We start from the raw sequence: 12,370 nt of genomic DNA, 5'->3' as shown, positions 1-12,370 counted from the left end.
GCGTTTTCCACTGAAAGTGTAACACGCTTTCATTAGTGTGACAATGCGTTGGTTTCATAATAGATCTCTACATGCAGAAACAAGAAGCATTTTAGCCCAAATGCTCCCTGTTTCTTTCCGATATTGGTACAATAAGACCTATTAATCCTATTAATGAAAACAGTGTAAAGGTTACGGAATAAGACATGGACTCAATCATTTTCCCTGCTACCAAAGAGCCGAGAGATTGTCCTACTCCTAATGCTAGAAACGAAAGACTTACACCGATTGATGGCATCGTTTCATATATACGTGTTGCCCAAACTATAAACAACCCTGTTAAAAAAATATAAGCCCCACCAAACAAAGCAGCTGATGAAAAAACAACAAGGCTGTGAGGCAGATTTAACATCATCATTGAACTAAGTAAAACGACAAGAATAAGTCGATACGACCAAGATAAACCAATCGTTTGTATGAGCCCTCCTGCTAGTCCACCTACAATACCTGCCATGCCAATGATTACCCAAAACACAAGACTTTCAGTTGCGGTAGCCCCATATTCAGCTGTAAGAAAGCTTCTTCCAAATGTCCAATAAACAGACGAACTCATACCCAATCCGAATGAGGCGATGAGTAAATACCGTGCTTGACTTATCATACGAAACCATTGTCTCTTTGTGTACATTTTACCTCTGTTAGTAGGACCCGTAGCAGGAAAAGAGAGAACGTTCCAAATCAACACAGCTGTGGCAATACAAGCAAACAGCCAGAAAGAGAGCCTCCATTGTTCAGTAAATAATAATACCACTGGTCCCGTTAAGATTAAGCCAAAGCTTGTTCCACTATTGATCCACGTATTCCCCTGATCAACTTGCTTTTTAGGAAGAAGTAGCTTTGCCTGCTGACTTAGAGCAGGTGAAGCGAGTCCACTTCCTAAGCCAGCAATGAAAACGCCAAAGCTTAAGTGCAAAAAGGAATGTGCAGTCGCAATAGCAACTAATCCAACAACAGCCGTTGTTCCTGCGATAACGTTGACACGCTTTGATCCGACTTCAGTTATTAAAAAGGCAGATAAGAAAAGCGCAAGCGTGTACGCTACGTAACCTAAAGAACCGATAAGGCCTCCATCGGTTTCGTTTAATTGTAGATCAGCTGTTAGATCAGGAAGAAATAAACCGAAACTTAACCGCGCCATTGCGTACGTGACAGCAATCATGGCTATGCCAGGCAAGACTACTTTCAACATACTTCCACCTCTCTCATTAGATATAACGATCATTCTATTTTTGTGCATGAAAAGACGTTGCTACTTAATCTGTACACAACGCTTTCATTGTACGTGTCACTCCAGTGGCAACTTCTTCAACGTCAAATACTTCAGCCATTGCCGTTGCACCCTCCAGTATAATCATGACACGTATCGCCTCTTCTTTTGTGAATCCTTTATTGCTAATAAATGCTGTTAACCGATGTTTGTGCTGATCTGCAAATAGGACAATGGCTGATTGTTCGGTTTTTGCTAATGAATATTCTTCTTTCGCTCGCAAAAACATACAGCCATTCGATCCATTTTCACGAATCCAATTTAAATGCGCTTCTGCTAGCGCAAGCATAAACGTCTTTCCATTCTTCTTTTCAGTAAACTGGTTTAGCTTTTGTAAATATCTCGCTTCTCTTTTTTTTAAGATTTCAAGTATAAGTGCCTCCTTAGACTCGAAATGATTGTACATGGTCATTAATGATATTTCTGCTTCTTTAATGACTTGCTTGAGACCAACAGCATGAAATCCATGCTGATCAAATAAACGTTCAGATTGAGCAAGTAACTGTTCTCGCTTTTTACTCATCACTTCACCTCTTTTATGATAGAACGATCACTCTAAATAGAATAATGATCTTTTCGCTTTCTTGCAACCGATTTGCTTATGAAAACAAACTACCACTTCATACAATTTTTTAAACTTCATCTTTCTCACACATTTTTTCTGTATTGTAACGTTGACAGCAGAAAGTCCTATCTACCCTGCTGTATCAGATATCAATTAAAGGGGAAACGATTGTGAAAAAGAAACAGCAAAGCTCTTCTTTTTATCAAATGATTTGGCGGTGGCATTTTTATGCAGGGGTTATAGTTGCTCCGTTTCTATTTATTTTAGCTTTTAGTGGTGGGATATATTTATTTAAACCGCAAATTGAAGGATTTCTTTACAGTGAATACACAACCATTGAGGAAAAAGAGACAGATTACCTGCCTTACTCGGCACAAGCTGAATCCCTTCACATGTCTTACCCAGACGCAACGATTAGCTCTGTTAAGATTAGCGACCAAACAGAAGCAACTGAATTTCTTGTTGATAACAACGGTGTAGGCTCTTCCATCTTTGTTAACCCTTACAGCGGAGACATTACTGGCATAGTCAACAATGAAGAAAAAGTAACAGAAATAGTTAAGCGCCTACATAGTGAGCTTTGGATAGCTGGAACTATTGGAAATCGAATGGTTGAGCTTGCGGCATGTTGGGGGATTATTTTGCTTATAACTGGATTGTATATTTGGTGGCCTCGAAGTAAAAAAGCAATTTGGGGAACATTTCTACCACGACTTAACAAAAAAGGCAGAGTGTTTTGGAGAGATCTGCATGCTGTACCTGCATTTTGGTTATCTGGATCTGTGTTCATTTTAATTGCAACAGGCTTACCGTGGACAGGTGTTTTAGGTCCGACTATACAGAGTATCGCAACAGCCCCTGAGTACGCCTATAGTTTTAGTGATAAACCGAAATCGATAACGCTAACTGAAGACATCGTTGATGAAGTACCTTGGGCGAATCAAGCACTACCTGTCCCTTCTTCACATCAACATCACTATCTTCCTTTATCAATTGATGAAGCCATTGATCTTTTTGAAGGAAAAGAAATACAAAAACCATATACAGTCTCAATGCCTCAAGGAGAATTAGGCGTTTATACAGCTTCGCATATGAATCAACCGAAAGATTTAGCTACCCTCCATATGGATCAATATAGCGGTGTTCTATTAACGGATGTCCGGTATGATGACTTTTCCTTTGGTGCTAAATTAGTAGAGTCCGGGATCGCTCTTCACGAAGGAAGGTTGTTTGGCTGGTTCAATCAATTCCTAGGTTTATTAACTTGCATTGGCTTAATGGGCATAATCGGAACTTCTTATGTTATCTGGCGAAAACGAGCTCCAAAAGGTTCAGTCGGCGCACCTAAACGATCAAAAGATAAGAAAACCACATGGATTGTCTTTAGCATCATGTTCGGCTTTGGGGTTTTGATGCCGCTTGTTGGGTTCTCCTTAATCGTATTGCTTTTGTTTGACTTTATCATACGGCCAATTGTTCAGAAAAAGAAACACAGTAATAGAACACGATACTCAGCTTAGCTACCCTAATTAAAAATGAAAGTAGGATTGGAATGAGAGCCTATTTATTCGTACGAATCAGTTTCATCACGTCTATATTTGTTGGACTAACGGGGTGTAGCGACTCCTCACTAGAGACACCCTCTTTAGAGGTTGTTCGAGCAAAGATTGATAGTCCGCTTGAAATCGATACCCATGTAAGGACTAACCTGAGCGTCACGTTGACACAAGGAGAAGAGATTGTCGATGACGCAGAGGACGTTGTGTTTGAAATTTGGAAAGATCAAGAACGAGACGAAGGCAAACTTCAAGATGCTGTATACATAGATTCAGGAACATACACCATTGAACATGAGTTTCTAGAAGACGGCATTTATCTTGTTCAGTCGCATATTACAGCTCGTGATATGCACGTTATGCCAAAACAAATGGTTGTTGTTGGGGATGTTTCAGATGAAACGATAGAAGCGTTTATTGAAAATGGCAATAAACCGAACGATGCTCAAGAAAGCAAACATCACCATCATTAATTGAAATCGAATCTGTCTTACAGGAAACTCGGTTTAGTAAGCTGCTTTACATGTATTCGTAATCCCCAGTTCCATTTTCGTTACTCGCCATGTTGGTTGGTCTTATTTTCTAAAGTAGTAGGAAGGACATGTGTAAAAAGACCAGAATTCAAACAACCTATTTATAACAAGTCGCTAAACGAATCATGTCTCAAAATGAGCTATTGATCGAGGGGGAAAGTTTGATTAATCTGTTCGTTTTATGTATCATAGGATTAAAACGAAAAGGAATTTATAGGGGATTATGATTAATTTAGATGCGACTTTTTTCTCAAATAGCCTTGATTACACGGGGATTGGGATTGCCATAACGGATCCTAGTTTAGAAGATAATCCAATCATTTTTATTAACCAGGGTTTTACCGATATTACACAATACCATCTAGAAGAAGTAATGGGCAGAAATTGTCGTTTCTTGCAAGGTGAAGATACGAATAAAGATGAAGTAGCTAAAATTAAGCGTACAATGAGTCGCTTCGAAAGCTATAAAACGGAAATTTTAAACTATAAAAAAGATGGCACACCCTTCTGGAATGAACTGTCTATTGACCCTGCTAAAAACAATAAAGACGATAAAACCTACTTTGTCGGTGTTCAAAAAGACATCACAAAACGCAAAACAATTGAATTGGCTCATTTGGAAACGATAAAAGAATATCATCATTTGCCTTGCCCCATCATTCCCCTACTACATGATATAGGCGTTATGCCAATTGTTGGTTTAGTAACAAAAGGACGAATCTCTAATCTAATAGAAGCAACAAAACGGAGTATTCATGACCATACGATTAAAACACTTGCTGTAGATGTGAGTTGTATTAATACCGTTAATGAAGCAACATTCGAAGCCCTTTTAGATCTCCATGATCATCTTCATTCGGTAGGAACAGAAATGGTTGTAACTGGTTTTGCAGAACATCAACTTGTGGCTCCACTAGATTTGCCTACCTTTCTATCAAGTAAACTGAACAGAGCAGCCTCTACGCAAGAGCTTTTATTAAAATTTGATAAAAATAAATGGTCGTAACTAAAGAGGATGATGCCGTATTTGGCCTCCATCCTCTTTTTTCATTTTCGTTTTCTTATCTAGATACTGTCACTAATGCTCCACCATTTTCCTTACTGCATCCTTTTTCTATATCATAGACTACTTGACCTCTTACAATCGATTTTGTTACTCGACAATTAATGGTTCGCCCAACATAGGGTGAATAAGGGTTTTTGTAGTACAAGTCTCCTTGCTGAAGTGTGTAAGACATCGTGTCATCCAGAAAGAAAAAGTCAGCGTCTTTCCCAACTGTAAGTTCACCCTTTTGCTCAAGTTTAAATCGCTTAGCTGGTGTCGTAGCAATAAGTTTAGCGAAAGTTGAAGCTGACATTCCCCTTTTTTTCACCGCTTCATCAAACATGATGTCAATTGTATTCTGACAACCAGTAATTCCTCCCCAAGCAGTAAAAAAGTCCCCTTCTTTTAAATCGATTGTGCACGGTGAGTGATCAGATGTTAACCAATCAATTTCTCCTCTCAACAGGCAACCCCATAATTTAGTCACCTCTTCTTCTTTTCTAAGCGGCGGCTGGCATTTAGCCAGTGTTCCTAATTTGGGTAATTCTTCTGCAGAGAATACGAAATAATGAGGGCACGATTCAACCGTTACATCAAGCCCTTCTCTTTTTGCTTGTTGAATCTCCGCAATGGCTTCAGCCGATGAGATGTGAACAAAATGGATGGCACAACCTGTCTCCCTTGAACAAGCGATCGCTTTCTTTACAGCAAGTACTTCCGCTTCGATTGGTCTAGAGGCAACAAATGCTTGTGCATCCGTTTTCCCTTGAGAAGTCAATTCCATTTCAAGTTGATCGGTTAGCGACGCGTCTTCCGCATGCAAGCAAAGAATTTTTCCTTTTCGCGCTAAAATTTCCATACCTTTTTTAAGGGTCGCATCATCTACATTTGAAAAGTCACCTGGTTGATCAGACCCACACGTTGATAGAAAACATTTGAATGCTACTACCTCTTGATCAGCTAATGCCTCGATATCACCGAGATTTTCTGACGTTAAGCCACCATAAAAGCTGTAATCGACTACATTTTTTGACTTGGCTCGATTCAATTTCAGCTGTAAATTTTCAGCGTTCGTTGTTGCTGGCAGTGCATTAAGAGGCATCTCTACATATGTTGTGATGCCACCAGCTGCTAATGCTTGACTTCCTGTTTCAAAGCCTTCCCATTCTGTTCGACCTGGCTCTGAAAAGTGAACATGTGTATCAATTCCACCAGGAAAAACTAGTTGCCCCTTTGCTTCTATTGTTTTTTTTGCTGAATCGACAGCGCCAATTGTTTCAATTACACCATTTGTAATTCCAATATCCGTTTCTAAAATTCCGTCGTTTAAAACAACTCGACCTCCACAAATACGTATATCGACCATCTTATTTTTCCTCCAACGTTTAACCAGTCCATCCTGTCAACTGTGCATAAATTAAAAAGACAACCCCAACACCCATGTAGATAAAGAATAGCGGGCTAAAGAATTTCACCCACTTTGTCCAGCCGATACCGGCAATGACTAAAGCTGCCATAAAGTAACCAGATGTCGGGAACAAAATATGAGCAAAGCCATCTCCGAATTGGAATGCTAAGATCGCCGTTTGGCGTGTAACACCAAGCATATCTGCAAGAGGCGCCATAATAGGCATCGTAACGAGTGCCTGTCCACTTCCCGACGGTATAAAGAAATTGATAAAAAGTTGAACCGTCATCATGCCGATTGCACTTAACGTACTCGGTAATTGGCCAACAAGATTACCAAGACCATATACAATCGTATCCATAATTTGTCCTTCTTCTAGCACAATTGCAACCGACCTAGCAATCCCAATAATAATGGCGCCCATCAGCACTTCTCTGAAACCTTCTGTAAAAGCTTCACATACTTTTGTAAGCGACAACCCTGAAATGATTCCTACCAGAATGCCCATAAAAATAAATAAGCCAGACATTTCAAGCATAAACCAACCGAGTTGCGTTACACCATATACAAGTATACCAAAGAAAATCGGCAATGTTGCAATCGCAACCAATTGCCGCTTCGTTGCGCGTTTAGCTGGTTGCTTTAAGGCATCTTTATATTTAACTCGCTTTATTTCATCTTCTTCGTGTGTATAGCTTTTCAATGGATCTTGCTTTACTTTTTTTGCATATCTCATAATATAGAAACTTCCAATAAGTACGATTACGAGTAACACAACAACTCGTAATCCAAAACCCGAGTAAGTTTCGAGTCCAGAAATTTGTTGGGAGATTCCAACAGTTCCTGGGTTCATTACACCAGCTGTAAATCCTAGCGCAGTTGATATTAATGCTATTCCAGCAGCTGTCATTGAATCATAGCCGAGTGAAATGAAGAGCGGAATTAATACTGGAATATAAACAAGAGACAATTCAGGTGTGCCAATGGTCGTTGCAACAACTGCAAAGAGCGTTAACAATACCGGAATAACTGCAATGCTTTTATGTTGAAATTTTCTGGCTAATCGATCGACACCGATTTCAATAATCTCCGTTCGTCGCAGCACCATAAACATTCCACCAATGATAAAGGTAAAGAAAATAATCTCACTTGCGCTAGCCATACCGACAGGAATCGCTAACATAAAATCCATAAATGAAACCGGAGAGGCATCTACCGTCACAAATGAATTCGGATCAATGGATTCACGTCCATTTGGTCCTGGAACACGTTCAAATGAACCAGCTGGAATAAGATAAGTAAGCAATGCTGCTAACCCACTAATAATAAACAACAAGACGTAGATATGAGGCATTCGATCTTTTTTCTTTTCTAATGGACTTGGCTTATGTATATCCTGACTTTTCGGTTGTTCCATCTAGTTATCCCCTCACTTTACTCGCTTCAGTTTTATTTCACCATCATACTGACGCACTAAAGAAAGGTCATTGGTTATATTAGCTAAAAACAAATTCTCAAATTAGATACCCTGTACAATTTATTAAAAAAAATAGAGAAGAGGTTGCAAAAAATTACACGCTCATTTGTTAGATTTTCTTACAATTGTCTTGGTTGATACAGAAAGAAACGTCATGAATTTGGCCACAACGTTTCCCCTTACCGATTCAGCGCACATGCCTTATGATGTTTCGAGTGTATGCTGAATACGAAGTGCCAACCGTAGATGCAAGGTTGTATCTGGATCTTTTAAACTTTTTCCTAACAATTCTTCAATCTTCTCAAGACGATAGATAATGGTGTTCCGATGAACATAGAGTCGTTTTGCGGTTTCAGAAATTTGACAATGCGTTTCAAGGTAAACAGCCAATGTTTGAATGAGAGCCATTTCCGTTACACCTGGTTCCGTTAATTTTTTTAAATTAAAATCGCAAAACTCGACTAAATCCTCCTGCGGTATCATGCGAATAAGCTTCGCTAAGTCTTTTGCTTGATATCCTTGAACAAACTGACGATTTCCAGATAAACGACCCGAATGAAGCGCATTTAGGGCTTCTTTATGAGCTTCTTGCACGTCCCAAAATTGGCGACACAGGTGACTGTAGCCAAATGAAATGGATCGTTTAAAATGAAGGGCGACACGATCTTGTATCATTTCCAGTGCAAACTCAATTGACTGCAGCGACTCACCTGTTGTATCACCTTCTTCCCCTTCTAATAAAATGAAGCACATCTCTCCTTTTATAAATAAATGAGATTGAAATGGAAAGATCGATAATTCTTCTTCAACGAAGTCGAATACTTTCTCACTTTCAATATGGTTGTCTTTAAAGCCTAAATTTAATTCCTCTTGATCTAATCTTCCTGCCACACATTTATACGGACGATCGTTATGGAGCCCAAATTCCTTTGCACGGTTAATGACCTCTTCTTTTGACGCATATTGACCATTTAAGTAGTGGAGAAAAAATTCATTTTTTGCTCGTTTCGTGTATTGCTTTAATGCGTTTTCCTTCATTAACTCAAATGCAATGACATTCGTCGCTTGTTCCACAAGTAATACCGACTGACGCTCTTCATGTAGGAAAGAGCCTAGAATGACGAGAATTCCTTTTTTCGCTTTATCGGTGTAAACCGGAAATACAGTTACCGTCTTTGGTTGATTCATTAACAATGTAAAGCTTGAATATCGACTTCCGTCTGTGAAAAACGCATAGCCCATACGATGTAAATACTCCATTCCGTTTACAACTGGGCTGGAAGTGTTAGAGGAAGATAATAGTTGGCACCGTTCGTTCATGAGCAAAACAGGAGAACCAACCAACTGAGCGACATTCTCTAGTAAATGAGGTAACCCTTTTCCACTCACGATGTGATTTGAAAACGTTCGATGTGTATCAAGTGCGGTCTTCAGTTCGTTTGTACGCTGATCCAAAATGGTACTCAGCACTTGATTAGCAACATAACTTAATCCAATTTGTTCAGGTAACGCAATAATTGAAAAACTTGTTTCATCTGCATAAGCCAATACAACATCTGGAATTTCTCCAAGGAAACGTTCTTGTTTTACGCCTAATCCAGCACAGCCTTTTTCATGCATTGCTTTTACAAGTTCTAATAATCGTTCAGGCTTCCCAGCATAATGATAAGCAGTCGTGACAAGCAAATCTCCCTTTGTTAAATAATGAATAATATCAGGCGCATCCATCATTTTTACATTGCTTATTTTTCGCGTCTTGCCCCGAATCCCTGCTACAATTCGTGCCTGTTTTAATTCTGGTAATTGAACAAACATATCTATATTCATTCCAACTCTCCATTCTTTAGTTAACATGCACAATGGTTTTCAATATAAATAGCAAATATTCCAATGTTTTATAAGTAACTTAACAGTACACTCAATTGTACAACGATTCAATCATTTTTTTAATTTAAAGCAAAGTGAGGCGACTATCATGAATACAGGGCAAACGACATTATCGTTAAAGACGATGATTGAAGATTTAGCCAAGATCGGCCAAACCGACGACGGTGGCGTCACGCGCTTACTTTACACGAGCGAGTGGTTTCAAGCTCAGCAAACAATTAAGGATTGGTTCGACGAACAAGGACTAACGCCTTTTTTTGATGATATTGGTAATGTATATGGGCGTGTAGAAGGAACAAACAAAGAAGAACCTGCTGTCTTAACAGGCTCTCATATTGATACGGTTGTAAATGGCGGTAAGTATGATGGCGCATATGGCGTACTCGCTAGCTTAGTTGCCGTTTCCGAATTAGTAAAAGAACACGGTCAACCAAAACGTACGATTGATGTTATCGCTTTTTGCGAAGAAGAAGGTAGCCGTTTCCCTCTAAACTTTTGGGGTTCTGGTAAATTAACGGGTATTCACGAAGGCAAAGACTACCATAGTGTGCGCGATATCCATGGCAAATCGTTTATTGACGCAATGCATGAGAAAGGGTTTGGACTTGGTCATTTTCAGGATCCGCTAAGGAATGATGTAGCGTGTTTTGTTGAACTACATATTGAGCAAGGAGCTATTTTAGAAGATGCGGGTGAAACCCTCGGTATTGTCAAAAGCATTGTAGGGCAAAGACGTTTTATTTTCACTGTGACTGGTGAAAGCAACCATGCGGGTACAACTCCTATGAATAAACGGAAAGATGCTATGAGTGTGGCGAGTCAACTCGTACATAAGCTCATCCAAACCGGACATGAGATGGATGACCATTTCGTAGCGACGGTTGGTCAAATGACCGTCACTCCTAATACACCGAATGTCATTCCCGGAAAAGTCGATTTCACCCTTGATATCCGCCACCATCGTTCAACCACGCTGGACACGTATCATGAACATATCAATACGTTCGTGAAGGAACTGGCTGGCTCAGATGTCGGTATATCGGTTCAACAATATTCAGATGTTGTTCCAGTCGATATGGAAGAATCTTTACAAGCAATCGCTCACGACTACGCAAAGCAACAACAGCTAAGCTACCGCTATATGTATAGCGGGGCTGGTCACGATGCTCAAATACTAGGGGCTGCGGTACCTACTTGCTTGCTCTTTGTACCAAGCGTTAAGGGAATTAGTCACTCCCCTTACGAATTTACCAATCATAGTGACTTACAAGTTGGTGTCAGCGCATTAAAGCATGTTATCTATCAACTGGCTTACAAATAAGGAGAGAATACGATGAGTCAATTAGCGAAGCGAACCATAATGACGCCTGGTCCAGTAGAAGCTGAGCCACGTGTATTAAGAGCCATGAGCGCCCCAATATTAGGTCAATTCGATCCTGCGTTTACCGAAATGATGAACGAGACAATGGAGATGTTAAGGGACTTGTTCCAAACAAATAATCAATGGGCCTTCCCTATTGATGGTACTTCACGCTCTGGACTTGAGGCCGTTTTAACGAGTTTAATCGAGCCTGGTGATCGTGTATTTGTTCCTATATACGGTCGCTTTGGACACTTACTTGTTGAAATTTGCGAACGGTTGGATGCGTCTGTTCACACAATGGAATGCGAATGGGGTACCGTTTTTGATGAGAATGATGTCATCCAAGAAATCAAAAAAGTAAAGCCAAAAATTGTTGCCTGTGTACATGGAGAAACGTCTACTGGTTGTGTCATGCCCCTACAAAACATTGGGAAGACGTGTCGCGAAGAAGATTGCTTGTTCGTCGTTGACGCTGTCGCTACAATTGGCGGGGTCGAGTTTAAAGTCGATGACTGGTTCATTGATGCAGCAATTGGCGGAACTCAAAAATGTTTATCTGTACCTTCGGGTATGGCCCCTATCACGTATAACAGCCGTGCCGAAGCCGTCATCGCCCGGCGAAAAAAAGTAGAACGTGGCATTGCTACAGATCAAGATCAAACAACACCATTTTCAGGGTCTGTTATTCGAAGTAACTATTTCGACCTTAGTCAACTACAAGATTACTGGAGTCCTAGACGATTAAACCATCACACCGAAGCAACATCTATGATTTATGGGTTGCATGAAGGGCTTCGTGTTTTACTGGATGAAGGCTTAGAGAATCGATTTGAACGACACATTTTTCACGAGCAAGCACTTATGGCCGGAATAAAAGCGATGGGGCTTGATCTCTTCGTAGAACATGAACATAAATTGCCTGTCGTCACTTGCATCACAGTTCCAGCTGGAGTGGATGCGGACGCTGTTCGTTCATTTATGCTTACTCATTTTGGAGTCGAAATAGCAAGCTCGTTTGGGCCATTGCACGGGAAGATTTGGCGTATTGGTTCAATGGGGTATAGCTGTCGAAAAGAAAATGTTCTTTTTGCACTTTCAGCTCTTGAAGCAGCACTGCTTTATAAAGATGTGCCTGTTCATAGTGGTAAAGCCGTTCAAGCAGCGCTTGCTTACTATGAGTCAGCCATAGTAAACGTTCCTTCATAAAAAAATGCCACGGTGTAGTTCTCT

At 40.1% G+C, this 12,370-nt stretch carries 10 protein-coding genes; 5 read left to right on the top strand and 5 right to left on the bottom strand.

Going from position 1 to position 12,370, the window contains the following annotated elements:
* Nucleotides 1-91: 91 nt before the first annotated feature.
* Together PQ477_RS17525 and PQ477_RS17520 are read right to left on the bottom strand one after the other, a co-directional pair.
* Entirely contained in the window at nt 92-1,228 is a 1,137-nt protein-coding gene (locus PQ477_RS17525; protein ID WP_144558890.1) for an MFS transporter, read from the bottom strand.
* 64 nt (nt 1,229-1,292) lie between these two features.
* Entirely contained in the window at nt 1,293-1,829 is a 537-nt protein-coding gene (locus PQ477_RS17520) for a TetR/AcrR family transcriptional regulator (protein ID WP_060705926.1), read from the bottom strand.
* Between the two features lie 212 nt (nt 1,830-2,041).
* Here PQ477_RS17520 and PQ477_RS17515 point away from each other — a divergent pair, with 212 nt between their 5' ends.
* From PQ477_RS17515 to ytvA, 3 genes are all read left to right on the top strand, one after another.
* Nucleotides 2,042-3,391, top strand: a complete 1,350-nt coding sequence (locus PQ477_RS17515; RefSeq protein ID WP_274272574.1) for a PepSY-associated TM helix domain-containing protein — start codon at nt 2,042-2,044, stop codon at nt 3,389-3,391.
* A 32-nt stretch (nt 3,392-3,423) separates the two neighbouring features.
* A complete protein-coding gene (locus PQ477_RS17510) occupies nt 3,424-3,900 on the top strand; it encodes a FixH family protein (RefSeq protein ID WP_274272573.1) in 477 nt (158 codons plus the stop codon).
* A 283-nt stretch (nt 3,901-4,183) separates the two neighbouring features.
* A complete protein-coding gene (gene ytvA / locus PQ477_RS17505; protein ID WP_274272572.1) occupies nt 4,184-4,966 on the top strand; it encodes a YtvA family blue-light photoreceptor in 783 nt (260 codons plus the stop codon).
* 55 nt (nt 4,967-5,021) lie between these two features.
* On the opposite strand, the gene allB is transcribed toward ytvA, so the two are convergent.
* From allB to PQ477_RS17490, 3 genes are all read right to left on the bottom strand, one after another.
* On the bottom strand, nt 5,022-6,371 hold the full coding sequence (gene allB, locus PQ477_RS17500; protein ID WP_144558887.1) for an allantoinase AllB: 1,350 nt from the start codon (nt 6,369-6,371) through the stop codon (nt 5,022-5,024).
* Nucleotides 6,372-6,390: 19 nt separating this feature from the next.
* Nucleotides 6,391-7,830 carry a YfcC family protein gene (locus PQ477_RS17495; RefSeq protein WP_274272571.1) on the bottom strand — a complete coding sequence of 480 codons (1,440 nt, stop codon included), beginning with the start codon at nt 7,828-7,830 and terminating at the stop codon, nt 6,391-6,393.
* 261 nt (nt 7,831-8,091) lie between these two features.
* Nucleotides 8,092-9,717 carry a PucR family transcriptional regulator gene (locus PQ477_RS17490; protein WP_144558885.1) on the bottom strand — a complete coding sequence of 542 codons (1,626 nt, stop codon included), beginning with the start codon at nt 9,715-9,717 and terminating at the stop codon, nt 8,092-8,094.
* Nucleotides 9,718-9,865: 148 nt separating this feature from the next.
* On the opposite strand from PQ477_RS17490, the gene allC reads away from it, so the two are divergent.
* Together allC and PQ477_RS17480 are read left to right on the top strand one after the other, a co-directional pair.
* Nucleotides 9,866-11,098: an allantoate deiminase gene (gene allC / locus PQ477_RS17485; RefSeq protein ID WP_274272570.1), complete on the top strand. Its 1,233-nt coding sequence runs from the start codon at nt 9,866-9,868 to the stop codon at nt 11,096-11,098.
* Nucleotides 11,099-11,110: 12 nt separating this feature from the next.
* Nucleotides 11,111-12,346: a pyridoxal-phosphate-dependent aminotransferase family protein gene (locus PQ477_RS17480; protein WP_144558883.1), complete on the top strand. Its 1,236-nt coding sequence runs from the start codon at nt 11,111-11,113 to the stop codon at nt 12,344-12,346.
* Nucleotides 12,347-12,370: the final 24 nt, after the last annotated feature.

The organism is Shouchella hunanensis (genome assembly GCF_028735875.1).
Classification (GTDB): Bacteria; Bacillota; Bacilli; order Bacillales; family Bacillaceae_D; genus Shouchella; species Shouchella hunanensis.
Note: the sequence above shows the minus strand (reverse complement) of the source record. Positions and strands in the feature narration are given on the sequence as shown.